Origin of the sequence: Lipingzhangella halophila (assembly GCF_014203805.1) — a bacterium.
Taxonomy (GTDB): Bacteria; Actinomycetota; Actinomycetes; order Streptosporangiales; family Streptosporangiaceae; genus Lipingzhangella; species Lipingzhangella halophila.
Map to the genome: position 1 here is coordinate 3,553,876 of NZ_JACHJT010000001.1, position 20,220 is coordinate 3,574,095.

Annotated in this window: 20 protein-coding genes; 2 read left to right on the plus strand and 18 right to left on the minus strand. The window is 70.1% G+C overall.

The genetic code is table 11. From position 1 onward, the window contains the following. Positions 1-70: 70 nt before the first annotated feature. From ruvC to F4561_RS16445, 11 genes are all read right to left on the minus strand, one after another. Positions 71-619, minus strand: a complete 549-nt coding sequence (gene ruvC / locus F4561_RS16395; protein WP_184580048.1) for a crossover junction endodeoxyribonuclease RuvC — start codon at positions 617-619, stop codon at positions 71-73. A 207-nt stretch (positions 620-826) separates the two neighbouring features. Further along, complete coding sequence (locus F4561_RS16400) at positions 827-1,576, minus strand: YebC/PmpR family DNA-binding transcriptional regulator (RefSeq protein ID WP_184580050.1); 750 nt, start codon at positions 1,574-1,576, stop codon at positions 827-829. Beyond that, a complete protein-coding gene (gene pdxT, locus F4561_RS16405; RefSeq protein WP_184580052.1) occupies positions 1,573-2,181 on the minus strand; it encodes a pyridoxal 5'-phosphate synthase glutaminase subunit PdxT in 609 nt (202 codons plus the stop codon). Before pdxT ends, F4561_RS16400 begins: the two co-directional genes overlap by 4 nt. 58 nt (positions 2,182-2,239) lie before the next feature. Continuing rightward, positions 2,240-3,166, minus strand: coding sequence for a pyridoxal 5'-phosphate synthase lyase subunit PdxS (pdxS, locus tag F4561_RS16410; RefSeq protein ID WP_221446057.1), 927 nt, complete (start codon positions 3,164-3,166; stop codon positions 2,240-2,242). Between the two features lie 499 nt (positions 3,167-3,665). Further along, positions 3,666-4,232, minus strand: a complete 567-nt coding sequence (locus tag F4561_RS16415; RefSeq protein WP_184583731.1) for a hypothetical protein — start codon at positions 4,230-4,232, stop codon at positions 3,666-3,668. 8 nt (positions 4,233-4,240) lie between these two features. After that, on the minus strand, positions 4,241-5,386 hold the full coding sequence (locus F4561_RS16420) for a glycosyltransferase family 4 protein (RefSeq protein ID WP_184580054.1): 1,146 nt from the start codon (positions 5,384-5,386) through the stop codon (positions 4,241-4,243). A gap of 11 nt (positions 5,387-5,397) precedes the next feature. Beyond that, positions 5,398-6,417, minus strand: a complete 1,020-nt coding sequence (locus F4561_RS16425; protein ID WP_221445505.1) for a phosphatidylinositol mannoside acyltransferase — start codon at positions 6,415-6,417, stop codon at positions 5,398-5,400. A gap of 39 nt (positions 6,418-6,456) precedes the next feature. Beyond that, positions 6,457-7,086: a phosphatidylinositol phosphate synthase gene (gene pgsA / locus F4561_RS16430; protein ID WP_184580056.1), complete on the minus strand. Its 630-nt coding sequence runs from the start codon at positions 7,084-7,086 to the stop codon at positions 6,457-6,459. A 188-nt stretch (positions 7,087-7,274) separates the two neighbouring features. Then, on the minus strand, positions 7,275-7,724 hold the full coding sequence (locus F4561_RS16435) for a thiol-disulfide oxidoreductase DCC family protein (RefSeq protein WP_184580058.1): 450 nt from the start codon (positions 7,722-7,724) through the stop codon (positions 7,275-7,277). 19 nt (positions 7,725-7,743) lie between these two features. Further along, positions 7,744-8,295, minus strand: coding sequence for an HIT family protein (locus tag F4561_RS16440; protein ID WP_184580060.1), 552 nt, complete (start codon positions 8,293-8,295; stop codon positions 7,744-7,746). A gap of 179 nt (positions 8,296-8,474) precedes the next feature. Further along, a complete protein-coding gene (locus tag F4561_RS16445; protein ID WP_246437210.1) occupies positions 8,475-10,181 on the minus strand; it encodes a DUF885 domain-containing protein in 1,707 nt (568 codons plus the stop codon). 157 nt (positions 10,182-10,338) lie between these two features. Here F4561_RS16445 and F4561_RS16450 point away from each other — a divergent pair, with 157 nt between their 5' ends. Next, positions 10,339-11,007, plus strand: a complete 669-nt coding sequence (locus F4561_RS16450; protein WP_184580062.1) for a cyclase family protein — start codon at positions 10,339-10,341, stop codon at positions 11,005-11,007. 146 nt (positions 11,008-11,153) lie between these two features. Here F4561_RS16450 and F4561_RS16455 read toward each other — a convergent pair whose 3' ends face one another. The 6 genes from F4561_RS16455 to F4561_RS16480 form a co-directional block, all read right to left on the minus strand. Further along, positions 11,154-11,744 (minus strand): GTP-binding protein, encoded by a 591-nt coding sequence (locus F4561_RS16455; RefSeq protein WP_184580064.1) that lies wholly within the window; start codon positions 11,742-11,744, stop codon positions 11,154-11,156. A 34-nt stretch (positions 11,745-11,778) separates the two neighbouring features. After that, entirely contained in the window at positions 11,779-12,288 is a 510-nt protein-coding gene (locus F4561_RS32620) for a DUF742 domain-containing protein (RefSeq protein ID WP_312885311.1), read from the minus strand. Between the two features lie 25 nt (positions 12,289-12,313). Further along, on the minus strand, positions 12,314-12,715 hold the full coding sequence (locus tag F4561_RS16465) for a roadblock/LC7 domain-containing protein (protein WP_184580068.1): 402 nt from the start codon (positions 12,713-12,715) through the stop codon (positions 12,314-12,316). Positions 12,716-12,935: 220 nt separating this feature from the next. Further along, complete coding sequence (locus F4561_RS16470) at positions 12,936-16,121, minus strand: sensor histidine kinase (protein ID WP_312885312.1); 3,186 nt, start codon at positions 16,119-16,121, stop codon at positions 12,936-12,938. Between the two features lie 591 nt (positions 16,122-16,712). Next, positions 16,713-17,390 (minus strand): hypothetical protein, encoded by a 678-nt coding sequence (locus F4561_RS16475; RefSeq protein WP_184580072.1) that lies wholly within the window; start codon positions 17,388-17,390, stop codon positions 16,713-16,715. An 82-nt stretch (positions 17,391-17,472) separates the two neighbouring features. Continuing rightward, positions 17,473-17,709 carry a hypothetical protein gene (locus F4561_RS16480; RefSeq protein WP_184580074.1) on the minus strand — a complete coding sequence of 79 codons (237 nt, stop codon included), beginning with the start codon at positions 17,707-17,709 and terminating at the stop codon, positions 17,473-17,475. Positions 17,710-18,338: 629 nt separating this feature from the next. Between F4561_RS16480 and F4561_RS16485 the strand changes: the two genes are divergently transcribed. Further along, positions 18,339-19,385 carry a coiled-coil domain-containing protein gene (locus F4561_RS16485; protein ID WP_184580076.1) on the plus strand — a complete coding sequence of 349 codons (1,047 nt, stop codon included), beginning with the start codon at positions 18,339-18,341 and terminating at the stop codon, positions 19,383-19,385. A 102-nt stretch (positions 19,386-19,487) separates the two neighbouring features. On the opposite strand, the gene F4561_RS16490 is transcribed toward F4561_RS16485, so the two are convergent. After that, a complete protein-coding gene (locus F4561_RS16490) occupies positions 19,488-19,649 on the minus strand; it encodes a hypothetical protein (RefSeq protein ID WP_184580079.1) in 162 nt (53 codons plus the stop codon). Positions 19,650-20,220 lie beyond the last annotated feature (571 nt).

The window sequence follows — 20,220 nt, forward strand, 5'->3', positions numbered from 1 at the left end:
CCGTCAAGGCGCCTTGACGGAACGAAATCCTCAAGATCAACGCCCAACCCCACCGCCCGGCGAAGCACTGCTACCGCCCGCGCGCCTGCCGCGCCAGTTCGAGCTTACGCGCGAACTCCTGCTGGGCCCGGGCCACCCGCTCCTGCGCACCGCCGCGCCAGATGTGGCAGATGGACAGGGCGACGGCGTCGGCGGCGTCGGCCGGTTTGGGTGCCGCCGACAGGCTGAGCACCCGCGCGACCATGTGCTGCACCTGGCTTTTCTCGGCTCGCCCGCTTCCGGTGATGGCGGCCTTGACCTCGCTGGGCGTGTGCATCGCGACGGAGATGCCCCGCCGGGCGGCGCAGGTGATGGCGACCGCGCTGGCCTGGGCGGTGCCCATCACCGTACTGACGTTGTGCTGGGCGAACACCCGCTCCACGGCAACGGCGTCGGGCTCGTAGTCGTCCAGCCACGTATCGATTCCCTGCTCGATCCCGAGCAGCCGCACCGGTAGGTCGTCATCGGCGGCGGAACGCACGACACCCGCCGACACGAACGACAGCGGCCGCCCGATGGACCCGTCGACCACGCCGACCCCGCACCGGGTGAGCCCCGGGTCGATCCCCAACACGCGCATCGTCGGGTGCGCCCCTCCCCCGGTCCGGCTCGAACGTTCGTTCGCAGAGCATACCGGTTCGCGGGGACAGCGCGCGCGAGAAACCCCCCGGCAGCGCGCCGGCGCCTCCTCCGGTGGCCGCGGCAGCACGAAGCCGCCCGCACGGGGCCGTAGCAGGGGGCGACGTACTGAGGGCCGGCCGCGAACGCGGCCGGCCCTCAGTACGCGTCAGCCGACCGCCTCGACGACCTCGTCGGGGAAGTCGGCGTTGGAGTAGACGTACTGCACGTCGTCGGCGTCCTCAAGGGCGTCGATGACGCGCACGACCTTCCGCGCGGTCTGCTCGTCAAGGGAGACCTCGGCGCTCGGCAGGAACGGGGTCTCCGCCGAGTCGTACTCGATGCCGGCCTCCTGCAGCGCCGTCCGCACCGGGACGACGTCGGAGGGTTCGGACACCACCTCGTAGGACTCGCCGAGATCGTTGACGTTCTCGGCGCCGGCGTCGAGCACCGCCATCGTGACGTCGTCCTCGTTCGTGCCCTTCTTGGGGACAAGCACGACGCCCTTGCGGCTGAACAGGTACGACACCGAGCCGGCGTCGCCCATGGATCCCCCGTTACGGGTGATCGCCGTGCGTACGTCGGAGGCGGCGCGGTTCTTGTTGTCGGTGAGGCACTCCACGAGCAGCGCGACGCCGCCGGGGGCATAGCCCTCGTACATGACCGTCTGCCACTCGGCGCCGCCGGCCTCCTCGCCGGAACCGCGCTTGCGCGCCCGTTCGATGTTGTCCAGCGGGACGCTGTTCTTCTTGGCCTTCTGGATGGCGTCGTAGAGCGTCGGGTTGCCCTCGGGGTCTCCGCCACCCATGCGCGCGGCCACCTCGATGTTCTTGACCAGCTTGGCGAACAGCTTGCCGCGCTTGGCATCGATGGCGGCCTTCTTGTGCTTGGTGGTGGCCCACTTGGAGTGGCCGCTCATGCCTGTCCTTTCACCATTTCGACGAAGAGCCGGTGGATACGCGGGTCCCCGGTCAGCTCGGGGTGGAATGAGGTGGCCAGTAGGCCACCCTGGCGCACGGCGACGATCCTACCGGCCCGTTCGCCGTATTCGACTCTGCCGAGCACGCGGACCTGGTCGCCGACCGACTCGACCCACGGGGCGCGGATGAACACCGCGTCGAAGGGGGCCTCGCCGGCCCCTTCAATGTGCACACCGGCCTCGAAGGACTCGGTCTGCCGGCCGAAGGCGTTGCGCCGCACCGTCATCTCGAGCCCGCCGACGGTCTGCTGGCCCTCGGCACCGTCGAGCACCTGGTCGGCGAGCATGATCATGCCGGCGCACGTGCCGTACACGGGCATGCCCTCGCCCACGTGCTTGCGTAGCGGCTCCATCAGCTCGTACCGGACCGCGAGTTTGCCCATCGTGGTCGACTCGCCGCCCGGGATGATCAGCCCCTGCACGTCGTCGAGGCGCTCCGGGCGCGTGACCGGCGTTCCGGGCACGCCCAGACCGCCGAGGACAGCCAGGTGCTCGGCGGTGTCCCCTTGGAGGGCGAGAACCCCGATGGTGGGTGTGGCGGACAATTAACCTGCCTCGCTTGGTCAGCCTTTCGGGTTGTGCGATGTCCCGGGAACGCGGGGCCTACCAGCCGCGGCCGGCGTAGCGCTCGGTCTCGTCCAGGTCGTCCAGGTTGATGCCGACCATTGCGGTGCCCAGTCCGCGCGACACCTTCGCGATCACCGACGGGTCTTCGTAGTGCAGGGTGGCCTGCACGATCGCGTCGGCCCGCTTGGCGGGGTCGTCGGACTTGAAGATGCCCGAACCGACGAAAACGCTCTCGGCTCCCAGCTGGCGCATCATCGCGGCGTCGGCCGGGGTGGCCACACCGCCGGCGGAGAACAGCGGCACCGGCAGCTTGCCGAGCCGCGCGACCTCCTTGACGACGTCGTAGGGCGCCCGCAGCTCCTTGGCTGCTGCGAACAACTCCGCCTCGTCGAGTGTTCCCAACCGCTTGATCTCGGAGCGGATCGCCCGCATGTGCCGGGTGGCCTCGACGACGTTGCCGGTGCCGGCCTCGCCCTTGGAGCGGATCATCGCGGCGCCCTCGCCGATCCGGCGCAGCGCCTCGCTGATGCTGGTGGCGCCGCAGACGAAGGGCACGGTGAAAGCCAGCTTGTCGACGTGGTGCGCCTCGTCGGCCGGGGTCAGTACCTCGGACTCGTCGATGAAGTCGACACCGAGGGACTGCAGCACCTGCGCCTCGACGAAGTGGCCGATCCGGGCCTTGGCCATGACCGGGATCGAGACGGCCGAGATGATGCCGTCGATCATGTCGGGGTCGGACATGCGGGCCACGCCGCCGTCCTTGCGGATGTCAGCAGGCACTCGTTCGAGGGCCATCACCGCGACGGCCCCGGCGTCCTCCGCGATCTTCGCCTGCTCCGGCGTGACCACGTCCATGATGACGCCGTTCTTCAACTGCTCTGCCATACCGCGCTTGACGCGAGTGGTGCCGAGCGTGCTCTCGGTCGGGTTGTCGGCGGTTTTGGCCACGGCGGCGGTCTCCAAATTCTGAGCAGACACGGTGTCACCTCGATGCGATGCGCTGTTGGCGCGCTGGTCCTTCTGCTACCTCGGCGGCGGCGCCGCCTCGGTGTTCCCCCTCCATCAGATTATCCTGAGGGGACCACCGGCTTCAGTCGGTGGGGGAATCCGGTTGCCCGCGTAGCGGGACAGGGAAAGCCGGATTGCCGCTGGGCGATACGGCGTTCGCCGCAGCTTGCGTCTAGTACACTCGTTAAATTGGTATCAGGGCCGGGCTGGTCCTTCCTGTCGCCTAAACGACGATAGGAGAAGCCCGCGACGTCAGTCGCGGGAGGAGTCACGGTAGTTCCCCCGCCACACGCCCTTCCCGGGACCATGTGGCGTGCAAGGAACACAACGCTCGACACGGTGTACAGGGAGGTCAGCTCCCGGCCGTGGGACGTGCGGACACCTCTGCGGACGAGCCGCGAGGGCGAGACATGTCACACCGCGCCCCGCGTATATGGGGCCCGCGCCGGGTGCCTCACCCAAGGGGGTCGAATCGGGGCGGCTCGTCGTCCATGTCGAAGAATACCGGCAATCGCGCGTGCCCAGCGAGGCGCGTCACCCGCACCAGGCGGCTCGCGCGGGCCTCGCGGGTGCGCGCGACCGCGTCGTTGTAGAACCGCCGCGCCAGGTGTACCTGCTTGGCCGCCGCCTCGACCTCGGCCAGCAGCTCGTCGCCGTCGGAGTCGTCCGACGCCGACAGAGCCTCGCGGAACCCGGGCTGGTCCACCACCGCCCGCAGCGCCCGCGACAGGTTGCTCTCGGCCAGTTCCCGTTCTCCGTCGCCGCCGTCCTCGGTTCTGGCGCGGCGGGCCTGCGCGGCGGCGTCGGCCAGCAGGACCGCCGAGGCCGGCTCCAGCTCTCGGCGCGATGCGAGCTCCAGGACAGCCGCGCCGCGGCGCAGCAGCGCGGCGTCCAGCGCCGCGTGGGCCGTCTCCACCCGGGTGTGCATCCGGTCCAACCGGCCCGCCCGCCAGGAGACGTAGAACGAGACCACGATCAGCACCGCGACGGCGACGCTGACGATGCTGGCCCATTCGGCGATCACAAGCGTCACTCCGTACCTCGCTGCGCCACTGCCACCGGCCGGTCGTCCCCCGCCAGCAGCACGGTCTCGTAGACGCGTACGACCTCGGCGGCCACCGTGCGCCAGTCATAGGCCTGCACCGCTTTGCGTGCCGCTTCCGAAAGGGCCCGCCTGCGTTCGGGCGCGTCCAGCAGGGCCGCCGCCCCGCGCGCCAGGGCGACCGCGTCGCCCACCGGGAAGAGTTCTCCGGCCGCGCCGTCGTGCAGCACGTGGCGGAAGGCGGGGATGTCGCTGGCGAGAACGGCGGCACCGGCCGACATGGCCTCGGTCAACACAATCCCGAAACTCTCCCCGCCGAGGTTCGGCGCGCAGAAGACGTCGACCGAGTGGTAGGTGCGGACCTTGTCGGCGTCGCCGACCCGGCCGAGCAGCACAACCCGGTCGCGCAGGTCTTCGGGAACCCGCTCGCGGACCTCGTCGGCGTCGCCGGGGCCGGCCACGAGCAGCCGCAGCCCGGGACGCTCCTCGCCCAGCTCGCTGAACGCCTCCAGCAGGACGCCGAGTCCCTTGCGCGGCTCGTCCAGGCGCCCCAGGAACCCGATCGCGCCCTCGTCGCCGGGCCAACCGTCGAGTGGGGCGGACCGCTCGAAGCGCGGCACCGCGACACCGTTCGGGATGAGCACGGCGTCGCCCCCGAGGTGCTCCACGAGCGTCTTCCGAGCCGCCTCGGAGACGGCGATGCGGCCACTGATCTTCTCCAGGGCGATGCGCAGTACGGCCGCGGAGACCGCCATCGCCCGCGACCGCGGGTTGCAGGTGTGGAACGTGGCGACGATGGGTCCGGTGGCCACCCAGCAGGCCAGCAGGGACAGACTGGGGGCGGTGGGCTCGTGCACATGGAGCAGGTCGAAGTTGCCCTCGCGGATCCACCGGCGCACCCGGCCCGCCGGGCGGAACCCGAACGCCAACCGGGCCACCGACCCGTTGTAGGGCACCGGCACCGCGCCTCCGGCCGAGACCACGTGCGGTGGCAGCTCGGTCTCCGGGTCGCACGGCGCCAGGACCGACACCTCGTGGCCAAGGTCCATAAGCGCCTCGGCCAGGTCCGCCACGTGCTGCTGGACACCCCCCGGGATCTCCCAGGTGTAGGGGCAGACCAGCCCGACACGCATCCTGTCCTCCGTCAGCCGTCCCTGGAGCCGTCTGGGTCGCGCGGCAGAGGCTCCGTTGCCGGCGCGCTCCAGCGTCCCTCCACGGTAGCGGGCTCGCTGAGGTCGGCGCTGAACACGCGCTGCAGCATATGCCAGTCCTCAGGGTGCTCGGCGATGGCCCCCTCGAAGACCCGGGCCAACTCCTGGGTCATGGCGCGCACCTTGCCGGGTCGGTCCTCCTCCGCGGGCACCGGGATCTCGTCGTGCACCCTGATACGCCATTCGGACCCTTCGTACCAGAGCGACACCGGCATCAGCGCGGCGCCGGTCCGTTCGGCGAGCGCCGCCGGTCCGGCAGGCATCCGGGCCGGCTCCCCGAAGAACGTGACCTCGATGCCGCCCGCGGTGAGGTCCCGGTCGGCCAGCAGGCAGACGAGCCGCCCCCCGCGAAGCTGCCGGGCGAGCCGGCCGGCGTTGTTGCCGTCGCTGCCGGTGAGCGGGAGGACCTCCATGCCCAGGCCGGTACGGAACGCCATGAACCGGTTGAACACGCTCTCCGGCCGCACGCGCTGGGCCACCGTGGTCAGGGGGATACCGCGCAGGGTGATCCAGGCTCCCGCGTGGTCCCAGTTGCCCATGTGCGGCAGCGCCGCCACCACACCGCGGCCGGCGCGGATGTGCGCCTCCAGGACCTCGATCCCGGTGGCGCGGGTGCGGTCGGTAATGGCCCGGCCCATGACGGGCAGCCGGAACATCTCGTAGAAGTAGCGCAGGTACGAGCGCATCCCGGCACGCGACAGGGCGCGCACCCGCTCCTCGGTGGCTCCCGGGCCGGTGACCCGGCGCAGGTTGGCCTCCAGCTGCCGGACCCCTTTGGTCCGCCGGCGCCACGCGACCTCGGCGATGAGCCGGAACACCGCGCGGCCGATCCTCTCCGGCACCACCCGGATCAGCGTCCATCCCATTGCGTAGGCCACCGCGGCCACACGCTCCCCCACATCGCCTCCCCGCTGGTTGTCCCACGGACCGTGCGGGTTTCCCCTTTCGGGCATGGCAAAGGACGATCCGCGCACGATCGGCAGTGTCCGAGTCTAGGTCCCGGGATCGCCGGCGTGCTGGCTCGGTGGGGTGAGCCGGGCACGTGTCTCGACAAGGCGCTGCACGATCGTGACGGCGCTCATCAGCGCGAGCAGCCACAAGCCCCCCGCCAGCGCGTACGGCACCTCCAGCCCGCCGAGCGCGGCGGCGACCAGCACCAGGATGAGCCGCTCCGAGCGCTCAGCGAAGCCCACGTCGCAGTTCACGCCGATTCCCTCGGCGCGCGCCTTGATATACGAGACGCCAAACCCGCTGACCAGGCAGAACAGTGTCACCCACGCGAGCAGTAGGTCGTCGCCGTCGCCCATGAACCAGAGCAGCAGGCCGCACAGGATCGCCGCGTCGGAGAGGCGGTCGAGTGTGGAGTCGAGGAAGGCGCCCCACGAGCTGTCGGCGCCGGCCGCGCGGGCCACCGCACCGTCGAGCATGTCGAACAGCACGAAGACGGTGACGGCAACGGACCCGACGTAGAGTTCACCACGCGGGTAGAAGAACAGGGAGCAGCCGACCACCCCCGCGGTGCCGGCAAGCGTGACCATGTTCGGGCTGAGCCCCATGCGGTGCAGTAACCGGCCCACGGGTTGCACCATCCGAGCGATCCTCGGACGCAGGAATCTGAGCATGACCTCTACAGATCGTTGAACCGACGCGACTTCCGCAAGCGCCGCTCCGCTACCTCGGGTATCCCGGTCCCCGAACGGTACCGGCGGCGCGTCTGGTGGTGCCCGCTAGCGTCGCCCCCTTCCGAGCGGTCGTGGCCACACTGGGCGCCGGCCCGTGGGCCGGGCCCGTTCGTGTCCGCTGCCGTGCCTCATGCCGGGCCCATCTGGCACGTGGGCGTCCCGCCCGGCAACCGGTGCCGGTTGCGCGCGACCAGGTCGTAAACCGCCGCCCCGGCCGCCCGGCCCCCGGGCAGGCGCAGCAGCCAACCGGCCGGCCACGCCCAGCGGTGCGGGCTGGCGAGCAGCAGTATCGCCGCGGCGTCCGCACCGCCCCAGACTCGCTTGCCGTCGGGGTGCACCAGCAGCACCTCGTCCTTGGCTCGTTCCAGGGTCGCGCCGGTGAGCTGGCTGTACTGGTACGGCAGCATCTCGACAGGGGGATCCAGGTAGCGCTGAGCGGCCCGGACCGAGCTGGTGCAGAAGCCGCAGTCGCCATCGTAGACCAGCAACGGACGCCGCCGAGGCGCGCGCTCGCCTCCCCCCGAACCGCCCGCGCCAGCGGCAATGGAGGATCCGTCGTCCCCGCCGCGTTCCCGCATCTTCGGCCCCCTCGGGTCGTCAGCTCGCCGGCCAGTGCTCGGCGAGCAGGTCCCGGCTCTGCTGCAGCGTCTGCGGCAGGACCTTGGTCCGACCGACGACAGGCATGAAGTTGGTGTCGCCGCCCCACCGCGGCACGACGTGCTGGTGCAGGTGCGCGGCTATCCCGGCGCCCGCCACCGATCCCAGGTTCATACCCACGTTGAACCCCTGCGGCTGCATCGCCCCGCGCAGCGCGGTCATCCCGTCGCGGGTGAGCGATGTGAGCTCGGCGGCCTCGGTGTCGTCCAGGTCGGTGAGGTCCGCGACGTGCCGGTACGGACAGATCAGCAGGTGGCCGCTGTTGTAGGGGTACAGGTTGAGCACCACGAACGCGGCCTTCCCGCGCGCCACGACCAGTCCCTCCCCGTCGGGTAGAGCAGGGACCCGGCAGAATGGGCAACCGTCGCCGGCCGCGGAGCCGCTGGGCTTGTTCTCGCCCTTGATGTAGGCCATGCGGTGCGGGGTCCACAGCCGCTGGAACCCGTCGGCGTCGCCAGCACCTGTCGAGGGCTCCCGCTCTGCGCTGCTCATCGGCCGCCTCTCCTCATCGCCGTGCGCGTCTGGTCCGTCCGGCACGGTTGCCGCCCAGTGCCCCGGCCCGTGGACCCTCGCTGCCTTACCAAGTCCAGCATAGGAGGCGGTCGACCCGTGCGTGAGCGGGTGTGCCCGGCTGGTCCGCATCGCGGTGCCGCCCTGGGGGCCGCACCGCCTCAAAGTCCCAGCAGGGTCCGCAGGTGACGCGGCGGGGGTGAGCCGTGCGCGAGCAGCTCGTCGTGGATCTCCCGGGTCCCTGCCCCGGTACGCGTGCGGGTCAGGTCCCGCACCAGCGCGCTGACCTCCCACTGGCCCGTGTAGTAGGTGGACAGCTGGCTGCTGGTAAGCCGGGCGCGGCGCCACTTGCCGGCGGCCTCCCCGTCCTCCTGGTGCCCGCGTTCGGTGAGGAGGGCGAGGGCGTCGCTCTCGGTGATGGTGCGCGTGTGCGTACGGACGTCGAGAATCGCGTTGCAGATCACCCGCAACCGCATTTTCAACTGGATCAGCCGCAGCGCGAGATTGTCCCTGGAGTCACTGGCGGTCCAGCCCCGAAGGGCCACGGCCTCCTCGGCATAGACCGCCCAGCCCTCGACGAAGGTCCCGCTGCGCAACGCGTGCCGAACGCGGGTGCCCCCCGTGTACCCGGCGGAACGCGAGAGCTGCAGGGCGTGCCCGGGCATCCCCTCGTGCACCATCAGGGTGCGCAGCATGGTGCCGTTGTACTCGCGGTAGAACGACGCGCGACGCTCGGCGGGCCAGTCGGCCGGCGGCGGGGCGACAGCGACCAGGGTCGGATCACTCGACCGCGTGCCGAGCGGCCCGGGCGGATCACAGTAGGCCACGCTCACACCGCGCCGCGCCTCGGGCATGGGAATCACCCGCACCGGGTCCTCCGGAACGGAAACCAGATCGAGTGCGGCGACCCGGTCGCGCAGGTGCGCGAGCGCCTCCTCGCACAGGGGCCGCACGGTGTCGGACGACGTCGCCGCCTCGCTGGCGATCCGGTCGAGCACGTCGCGCACCTGGCCCGGGTAGCGGGTTTTGCCGTCGTACTCCGCGGCGAGCTCAGCGATCTCCTCCTCGGTGCCCAGGAGGTCGCTCTCGGCCCGGGTCAGCAGCGTGTCCGGGGACAGCTCGGAGTCGAGGGTGTACCAGAGTTGGGCGGCAAAGTGGCGCTCCCCGAGCCGGGGGTCGGCGGTGGCCGATTCGGCGCGCTCCCGCAACCAGGTGGTGTGCTCCCGCAGCGCTTCGAGAGCGGAGTGCCGCGCCGGGTCGACCAGCCCGCGCAGCGACGGGTTCGTCTCGAGGAGCGCGTCGACCTCCTCTCCCAGCATCGCCATCAGCCCCTCGGCCCGGCTGGCGGCCGTCTCCACGTGGACCCGCGGCATGCCGGGCCCGTCGTCGAGGCGGCGCCGCGCTGTGTCGAGGTGGTCCGGGACGGCACGGCAACGGGCCGCCAGCGCGCGCAGCCGCTCCTCAGCGGGCAACCCGCCGTCGCGGGCGACCAGGGTGTAGATGGCATCGCCGGGGAGGTGCTCCAGCGGGTCCCAGGCGTGCGGACGCAGTTCGGTACACCGCCACAGGTCGGCGCTGACGCGCGAGCGCAGCATCTCCAGGTCCACGTGGTCGGCCGGGGCCAGCAGGGTGTCGTCTATCTCGTCCAACGCGGCCAGGGCGTCGGCGAGGGTAGCCACCCGCTGCGTGTCGGCGTCAGCGGAGTGGTCCGACAACCGGTCGGCGAACCGGTGGTCACCCAGCTCACTCGCCCACTCGGGCGAATTCTCCAGCAGGGCGTCCAGGATCCGCTCGGCGACCTCGCGGAACCGGGTGGTCATCTCGTTCGCGCCGGATTCGGGTTGGCCAGGTGGCGGGCTCGAAGTCATCACGCCCAATACTGCCCGCTCCGGTCGCACGACGCACCCCCGCGTTCTGCCGGCCCCGCACATCGGGGTCTCCCGCGGGGCGCGCGGGCGGGCGCCGCGGCCGGTCGGCTCCGTGATATCCATGCTGTGTAGGCGAATCCGACCGGGGGGTGGGCGCATGCGCGTGCGACGAATCGTCGACCTGAGTCGGCCCATCGGCCCCGAGACGCAGCCGTACCCGGGGGACCCCGCGCCGCGCATCACCACGGCCGCGACCGTGGCCGACAGCGGGTTTCACTCGGTTCGGGTGGAGATGGGGTCGCACAGCGCCACACACGCCGACGCGCCGTTCCACTTCCTGGAGGACGGGGCGCGTCTCGACGAGTTGCCGCTGGAGCTGTTCACCGGGCCGGCCGTGGTGGTCGACGTGACGGGACATGGTGACCGGACTCCCATCGGCCGCTCGGAGCTGGCGCCGTGGGCGGAGCGGTTCGGGCCCGGCGTCGTGGTCCTGCTGCATACCGGGTGGTCGGCGCACTACCGCACGGAGCGCTACCTCGCCCATCCCTACCTGGCGCAGGACGCGGTTCGACTGCTGGTCGACCGCGGGGTCCGCACAATCGGTACCGACTGCCTGAGCCCGGACGAGACGCCGCACGGCGAGCATTCGGGCGGCGACTGGCCCGCGCACCGCGCGGTCCTCGGCGCGGGCGGCACGATCATCGAGAACCTGTGCCACCTGGACCGGATCGACTTCCCGCGGCCGTGGTTCAGCGCCTTCCCGATCCGCCTTGCCAGCGATGACGGCGCCCCGGTGCGTGCGGTCGCGATGTCCTTGGGTGACTGAGAACCCGCAAACCGCCCGGACACGGACGGCGCCGTGCCCGAAGGCACGACCCGGCGACCGTCACCGGCGCGGAGGGGTGTCGCGGCCGGCCCGCCGGACTCCGCACCACAACCGGGCAGCGGGGGGCACGCGCCGTTATCCGCGGGTCAGCGCCACGAGCCCTGGCCGCCGGTGGAGGTCGGCTGTCCGGCGCCACCGGGGTCTCCGACCGTGATGGCGTGCTCCACGAGCCTGATCAGCGTCGACTTGGTAGACCCGCGGTCGCGCGCGTCGACCTGGACGATCGGGATCTCCGGGCTGAGGGTCAGCGCGTCGCGCACCTCGGGTCCGGCGTGCGGGTAGTACCCGTCGAAACCGTTGATGGCCACGACGAACGGGAGCCGTGCCTCCTCGAAGTAGTCGATCGCGGGGAAGCAGTCGGCGAGCCGGCGGGTGTCGACCAGCACCACCGCATCAATCGCGCCCTTGACGAGGTCGTCCCACATGAACCAGAACCTGTGCTGGCCGGGCGTCCCGAACAGGTACAGGATCAGGTCGGAGTCGAGAGAGACCCGGCCGAAGTCCATCGCCACGGTGGTCGTTTGCTTATCAGGCGTCTTGGCGAGGTCGTCGACACCGACGCTGGCACTCGTCATCACCGCTTCCGTGGTCAACGGAACGATCTCGGAGACGGAGCCCACGAAGGTCGTCTTACCGACGCCGAACCCTCCGGCGACGACGATCTTGACCGACGTCATCGCACTCGCCACAGCACCGCCCTCGTTGGTCGGGCTAGAGCTTGCGAAGTCCACTGAGCACCCTTTCAAGCAGGTTGGCGTTGGGCCGGCTGTCGGTGTTATGCGAGGTCTTGACCTGGACCAGCCCCTGCTCCGACATGTCCGCCACGAGCACCCGCGCGACCCCGAGGGGGATCCGCAACAACGCGGAGATCTCCGCCACGGAGCGCCACTCCCGGCACAGGTCGCTGATCGCCTGACACTCGGGGGTCAGGGTGCCCGATTCCGAGCGCGCGGTGACCGTAGCCGAGATCAGTGCCTCCATAGGCAACTGGGACATCGGCTTGGTACGGCCTTTTGTGACAGCGTACGGGCGCACCAGAGAACTCGGCGAGTTCGGCGCTCCCTCGGCCGCAGGCCGTGCTTGCTGATCATCGAACGGTTGCTGGTTTGGTCGTGGAACATCTCCGCCGCCCGGACCGTCCCCCGGCGCCCGTGAGGCGCCGGGGGCTTGGTTTCCGAACCACGAGGCGCTCCCGGCATCTCGACTGTGAGGTGCCACCACTTCCTCCTGTCGGTGGTGGATCAGGTCAGTGGATTCCCGAGGCACGCGCCGCCGGAGTCAGCGCACGTCCTGCCCGCTCGACGAGCAGTGTCATCTCGTAGGCGACCAGCCCCAGGTCACAGTCCGCGGCGGCGAGGACCGCCAAGCACGAGCCGTCACTGATCGACATGATGAGCAGCAGGCCGCGCTCCATCTCGACGACGGTCTGCGAGACAGCCCCGCCCTCGAAGACGTTGGCAGCCCCTTGCGTCAGGCTGGTCAGGCCAGAGGCGATGGCGGCCAGCTGGTCCGCTCGCTCAGCCGGGAAACCCTCCGAGGACACCAGTGGCAGCCCGTCGGAGGACACCACGATCGAATGGGCAACATCGGGCACACGGTTGGCGAAGTCAGTGATCAGCCAGTTGAGCTCATTCACGTGTTGACTCATCTGCTCTCCTGTCCGTCCCAGTCTTCGCGCCGACCGTTCACCACGGCGGCCGCCGACCTTGTCTTCTTCATTGCTGATTTAGCGCGGATGTGATGTCCAAGAAGTTTGGAAGATGCTATTCGATTGACCATCCAAGATCTACGGTCCCCCCACGGACCGCGCCCGGTATTTCGCTGACCGGTACACCCCGGAAGCAACCGAGCCATGCTTGCGCTGGACACTATCTCTCCTCGGGTTCTTGCGCGCCGGTCTGGCCTCGTCCCTGGCGCAGCCCCTGCTGGAAGCCGGAGAAGCGGTTCCGGACCCGCTCGGCCGAACGTCCCGCCGTCTGCTGCGTGTTGTCCTGCTGGGGAGCAGCGCCAGGGACAAGGTTTGCTTTAGGAACGCGTTTTGGCAAGCCGGAACTTGTCAGCCCGCCGGCGGTCGGCTCCGCGGCGGTCTGTGCCGCCTCCCAACCGTCGTCCGCCTGCGAACGCCATTCGTCCTCGGCGTACGCCTTACCGGGGGCCGGCCGCTGGTTCGGCGAACCGGGCTCCGGGCCGGGCTGGGCCGCGGACGCCCCGGCGCGCGCTCCGCTGTTGAAGTAGGGCATGGACCCGGTGTCGGGCTCGCCCGCCCCGGGTCCGCCGGTGCGCCGCTTGAACCAGTTGGACTCGATCGCGTCGAAGATCGGCAGTGTCTCGGAGCCGCTTTCCGGGCTGGGCGGGACGACCGTGTTCTGCCCCGCGCCGACGGTGCCGTAGCGCTTGGACAGGTACGCGGTGGACCCGTACCCCTCGCGGCGCTCCGCTCCGAAGCCGTGGGCGCTGGCCTGCTGTTGTCCCTGCGCGGGCTGGTCCGCCGGCGCCGCATCGCCGGGGGCGCCCCTGGCCAGGTGCTCGCTGCGCCACGTGGTCTCCGGTGGTGCGCCGGGCTCCGGGGTGAGGTCGGTACGCCACAGCGACGCCCCTGACACCGGCTCCTCGTACCTGGGCGGGTCCGGTTGCCTCGGCGGCTCCGGCTGCTTGGGTGGGTCCGGCTGCCTGGGCGGGTCCGGCTGCCTGGGCGGGTTGGGGTCCGGTGCCGGACCCCACGGCGAGGGTTCGGGTTCCGCTCGCGGGGGTGCCGCCCAGTCTCCCGAGCCGTACGCGGGAGCGGCCGGATCCTGCCCGCTGGTGGGCCATGGCGAGGCCGGCTGCTCCGGCTCGGCCGGGGCGGGCGGCTCCGGAGTAACGGGCGGCCCGTCACCGGGGGTGTTCGCGCCCGTTGCGGACCACAGGTCCTGGCCGCTTGGGGGGTGCTCCCCTCTCGTCTTGTGCTCGCCGGGGCTGCGCTTCGGGAGGCTGGGGCCGGCCTCGCCTCCCTGCAACCGGGGGGATGCCTCGGCCGAGGGCCAGGCGTCGGCGGGCTCGGCCGGGGCCGGGTTCGCCGCGAACGCCGCGGTCGCCTCGGCGAAGGTGTCGGGGACAGCGGGAGCGCTGTCCAACGCCGACGGCGTGGTCTCCACCGGGGTGATCAGCAGGTCCGAGGGGAGAACCATGCGCGCCGTGATCCCGCCATTGTGTGCGTCGTACAGTCGGACGTCGACGCCGTGGCGGGCCGCGAGGCGGCTGACCACGAACAGGCCCATGCGGCGCGAGACGGCGACATCGATGACCGGTGGCTCGGCGAGCCGCTGGTTGACCATTTCGAGCTCGTCCGGGGCCATACCGATACCGCTGTCGGTGATCTCAACCCGGACATTGCCGTCGTCCAGGGACTCTGCCGTGACCCCGACCTGGCTCTCGTGCGAGGAGAACGACGTGGCGTTCTCCACCAGCTCGGCCACGAGGTGGATCACGTCGTTGACCGGCCGGCCAAGAACGGAGATGTGCGAGGGCGCCCGGACGTTCACCCGGTCGTACTGCTCGACCTCGGAGACCGCGCCCCGCAGCACGTCGACGAGCGGCACGGGCTGCGCCCACTTGCGGGTGTTGTCCTGCCCGGACAGGACGAGCAGGTTCTCGTTGTTGCGCCGCATCCGGGTCGCCAGGTGGTCCAGCCGGAACAGGTCGCCCAGCCGGTCGGAGTCCTGCTCTGTCTGCTCCAGACCGTCGATCAGCCTGATCTGGCGTTCCACCAGCGTCTGGCTGCGCCGCGAGAGGTTCACGAACATCGCGTTGACGTTGCCGCGCAGTGCGGCCTCCTCCGAGGCGAGGCGCATCGCGACGCGGTGCACCTCGTCGAACGAGCGGGCCACCTCACCGATCTCGTCGCGCGAGCTCACCTCGATGGGGTCGACGTCGACGTCCTCGGGAGCGATACTCATCTCCTGGACCCGGGAGATCGAGTCGGGCAGGTCCTGGTTGGCCACGCGCAAGGCCCCGGTGCGCAACGCGCGCAGCGGCCGAACGAGCGACCGCACCATCGCCGTGGTGACGAAGCAAACCGCGGCGATCACCAGCAGGACCGCCAACGAGTCGATGATGGCGCGGTTCATGGCTTCGGTCCGCAGGTCGGCGGCGGAGTTGCGGACCATGTTCGCCAGGGTGCCCTCGACCTCCTGCATTTGGTCGAACGCGGCACCGGCGCTCTCGCGGTAGTCGACGGCGGAGTTGCTCTGCGAAATATCGGAGAGCCCGCGGCCCTCCTCCGCCCGCACCATGACGCGCAGCCGGATGGTGGACATCTGGCTGGCTCCACCGCCGCCGAAAGCGTCGTCATAGATATGGCGCTGCTCGACGGTCGCGTGGGTGGTGAAGTTCTCGATCTCGTTCTCGTGCTGCGCGCGGCTGCCTTCGATCTTGTCCCGGACCTCGCCCGAGATGGACCCGCGCAGTAGCGAGTGCAGCATGAGCGCGCCCTCGTAGGAGAGCTGCTCCCGCGATCCGCTCAACGCGGTGAGCGCCAGGACGCTCTCGCGCAACTCGGTGTCGTTGGTGGCCTCGGCGATGGTCTCGTTGAAGCCGATGAGCGCGGTGATCACCTGGCGGTACTTGGTGACGGTCGGAATGACCGTCAGCCGGGTGTCGGTGACCTCGTCGCGGATGTTGTCGAGCTCGTCCACCTCGTCCAGCATGTTCTCCATGCGGTTCGCCATGAGCTGGCTCTGCGGGTCGCCAAGCTCGTTGGCGCCGTTCAGCACCTCCTGGCGGGCCTGCTGGCTCTCCTTGTACTGGGCCTGCAGCTCGGTCAGCAGCTCTTCGTCGCGCTGCTCGGGGTCGGGGTCGTCGGCGATGTAGGCGGCGCTGAGCAACCGCTCCCTGCCAAGCTCGTTGCCCAGCGTGACCACCGACCGCCCCAGCGACCCCATTTCCTCGATGCGGTCGTGGGTGAGCGTGGTCTCCACGTTCTCCACGATGCGTCCGGTGCCCAACGCCACCGCGGCGAGAGTGGGAATGAGGATGAGCGCGACGAGCCGTGTTCCCACTCGCCAGTTGCGCGGCACCCACCAACGGGCAGGACGCCGTGACTTGGAGCCGTCGCCGGACTGCCCCGCTGGCCGCTCCTCCCGTGGAGCGTCAGTACCGCCTTCTGTCGCTCGTGTCGACACGGAGCCTCGCAACCTTTCGTGTCACCGCCTCAGTCGGACGCAGGCCCCACGAGTGGTCCCATCCGGTTGTCCGGAATCTGCACCGGCCAACCGTGCGGACAGCCGTGGCGGCCGGTCCGGCCTGGCTGGTAAGGAGTCCGTCCGCATCGAGAAGGGGCTTTCCGCATCGGGGTTCGCCTCGTGGGGGGAAGATGAGGCGTAGTGCACCATTAACCGGACATGATGCACGGGAAGTGCATAGCGTACCAATCCGTCAACTGGTTACGGATACGCCGATTTCCCGGCCGCGAACGACCGACTCAGCCCGACCACGCGTCGTGGAGGGCCGAACCGCGAGAACCAGAACAGTGCCCGGACTCGCAGCTCACGACGAATCCGGCGCTGCTCCGCTCTCCCAGCGGTCCAATCACTATCGGGAAACATCTCGGTGGGGTCAAGGGGTGAACTGTGCCCATCCGCCGTGCGGAGCAGAATCCGGTCGTTCGTTCAGGCACCCGCCCCCACGCGGATCTCGAACTCGCCCAACGGGCCGCCGTCGACGAACAGCTCCTCGCCCGGTTCCAGCAGCCGTGTCGGGGCGGACACCCGCGCCATGACATCGCCCTGGAGGCCCTCGGTCCACGACGCGTCGTCCTCGGTCGTCACGCTGGCCAGGACGGAGTCGTCCACCGAGGCGGTCACGGTTAGCGCCGAACCGGCGAGCTCATCGCGGGTCACGACCGCCGGCCCCAGGCTGAGCCGCACCGGTGTCCCATCGGGTGCGCGCCAGAGGCAGGCCGGAGTGCACCCGGTGTACAGTCCCCGGCCACCGAGGACCGCGGCCACCCCCACCGAGGCCGCCAGACCACTGGCACCGGGCGGCAGTGTCGCGCCGTCGTCGGTCCCCCACACCTGGGATGGGGCCACGGTCAACTGCTCCCCGTGCGCCAGCACCGGAACCGGGGCGGCGGGCCGCAACGGAGCGCACAGCCGCGCCTCGAACTCCACGATGATCTCGACGGGGTTGGTCAGAGCGCGCTGGTACGCCTCGGCGAGCGCATCGCCGCCGCCGGCCAGCAGCTCCGGAACGCTCTGCTCGCCGGGGTAGCCGAACACGCAGCCGTCGTCGATCACTCCGGAGCGCGCGACGCCCCCACTGGGCGACAGGTAGGTAACCCAGCGCATGTGCTTCCTTCCCTCAGCGGCCCGGTCCTGGGCAAGAGACTCACACCCAGTCTCGCAGTGGTACGCGGCCGGGCGGCGTTCGCTATCCGGTGCCGGCGCCGTTCTCCGACGCGGTCACCAGGGGATTGTGCTCCTTGCCGGTACCGGCGCACATACGGCAGGGTTCCTCAACCCGGATCCAGTCGATGACGCCGCAGCCGTCTCGACGCGGTTTCTCGGGACGCCACCAGCCGACCCCCTCGCAGAACCGGCACCGCAGGTCATCGCGCTCACACCACTCGCAGTCGGTGAGGGCACACCGTTCGCGCGTAGATGTCATGCGCATACCCCTGTCCCCCCGCAGGAATCACAGTCCTCCACACTGTCGATGAAGATGACCGTGCCGTCGGCTCCCCGCTTCGGGCGCTGGTAGGTCAGCTTGCCCGTTCCGCCGCATCGACCGCATGGCGGTGGCTCCGAGTTACGCGGCATCGACCCCTCCTGCCTCACCGCGAAGGCGTGCACAGCGTCGCACAGCCGGTGACCAGCCGTCCAGGGGGACGAACGCGACGAATCGCCCCGCCCGCGCCCTCTTTCGTCCGGGCGCGCACCGCCGGGCAACCGCCCGCGCGACCGCGCTTCGAGCAGCGGAATGTCGGGAACTACCGCGATTCGTCAGTAACATTGGTCACATTCGAATCGTCGCACCGCCACAGGCACGGGCCTCTCGTTGCACCCGAATCCGACGTGTATTACGAAGCAATAAACTCTGCCGGTAGCGTGTCCGAGGTGTTCCCTTTTTGGTACGCGTGTCGGACCCCTTAGGGTTCATCGGGTTCAGCCACGGCCCTTTGCGGAGGGCGACTCCGCCGAGAGGCCGCGTGTGCCAGCCGCCCACCCTGCGCAAAGACGATGATGTTCCGCGAAGGCCCCCACCTCCAGGAGCCCCGCGACCTAGGAGCGACTCACGTGGAGCCCCACCAACGAACCGGCGAGGAAGACTTCGCTGACTTCTGGGCACCCGATCCCGACCGTTTCCGGTTGCGGGACAGCCTTTCCGAGCTGTTCCACGCTCGACCGGTGTCCCGCAGGGGTCGGGCCGCCGCTGTCGCGGTCGTCCTCGCGGCCTCTCTGACCGTCCCTTTGTCCGCCAGCCAGGCCGCCAGTGCCGCGCCGTCGAAGGACGAGCCCGAAGAGAGCCTCGACGAGCTGACGGAGCGCTCGGAGGAGCTCAGCGAGGATTACAACGGCGAGCTCCGCGACATGGAGGCGGTGCTGGCCGACGCCGAGAAGGCCGAAGAGCGCGCCCAGGAGACCAAGGACGAGGTCGAGGCCGCCACGGAGCAGGTGCGCCAGCTCGCCGTCGCCAGCTACACCAACGGCGGCGTCGACCCCTCGTTCTCCCTGTTCGTTGACAACGACCCGCAGCAGGTGCTCGACCAGGCGTCCCTGGTCGAGCACCTCTCCAGCGCAAACCAGGACAAGGTGGAGCTGCTCGAGGACGCCATCGAGCGCGACGAGAAGGCGCAGGAGAACGCCGAGGAGAAGGCCGCCAAGGTCGAGGAGGACCTTGACGAGCTCGAAGGCCAGCGCGAGAAGGTCCAGTCACTGATCGCCGACTACCCCGAACAGGAGATGGGCGGGCCGGACAACCTCACACCCCGCACCCGGCAGATGCGGGAAGTGATCATCGAGGAGTTCGGGGAGCACAAGGATCTCGGTGGCGTGGGCTGCTTCCGCGAGAGCGGTGGCGCCGTCGTCGGGGAGCACCCCAAGGGCCGGGCCTGCGACTTCATGGTCGCCAAGTACACGATGCCGTCAAAGGAACAGACCGAGCGCGGCCAGCGGATTGCCGACTGGGCCAAGGACAACGCCGACCGCCTGGGCATCATGTACATCATCTGGCGTCAGCAGATCTGGGACATCCGGCGCGGCGACGAGGGCTGGCGCGACATGGAGGACCGGGGCAGCATCACCGAGAACCACTTCGACCACGTGCACATCTCGATGTTCTGAGCCTCTGCCGCGTGGCGCCGCGGCCGGGTGTCCGGCGGCGCCACGCGGACACCGCGCGGCCGGCCACGCCCCACCCGTCCGCGCAGTGGCGGGCGCGCCGTCCTATCCGCCGGTCAGCATCGGTCCGTACACCATGGCCATGCAGCCGGCCACCACGGTGAGCACGGTACCGATAGCGAGGATGAAAACGAGCCAGGCCAGAAACCCGTGCCGGGGACGGCCGGCCCGCGCCCCATCGCTGGTGTTCCGGGTGTCGGAGGACATCGTGCGCCCTTCGTGTCACGGGTCCGTCATGGTGTCTCAACGGTAGCCGGTCCCGCCGTCCCGGCGCGCGGCTTCGTATCGGCGGTTTCCTGGATTTCCGCGCCGTGCTGAGCCGCCCGCCCCGGCCACTTCCCACCGGGAACCCCCTGGGGGTCCCCACCGCTTACGATTTCGATCCCACAACGATCCGTATCTCCGCGAATCGCCCGGTTTCCCCGCGAAACCGCGGACGGCCGTCCATCTCTCCACGTTTGGCGGCCAACCGGACACTTGGCGCGTCCTCTGTGGTACTCATCAGCCACGATTCGGACACGATCCACGGCTCCATCCCAGAGAGCGCCCATTACGGATTCACCTCGGGAAGCTAGGATGCCGGAGCCTGGCCCTTGCCATCATCCAGGTCACCTGAAGTTCCGGTTACCCGGAAGCATTCAGTGGCCTGGTCAATGCCGGGGGACGTAGCGGAGTGCCTATCTCCGTCCACGGTCGCGGCCGGACACCATCTGGCCGCGATACGTATGCCTGACACCACCCAGCGAGGGGTGTATACCCGGATGCGGGAGCAACGAGG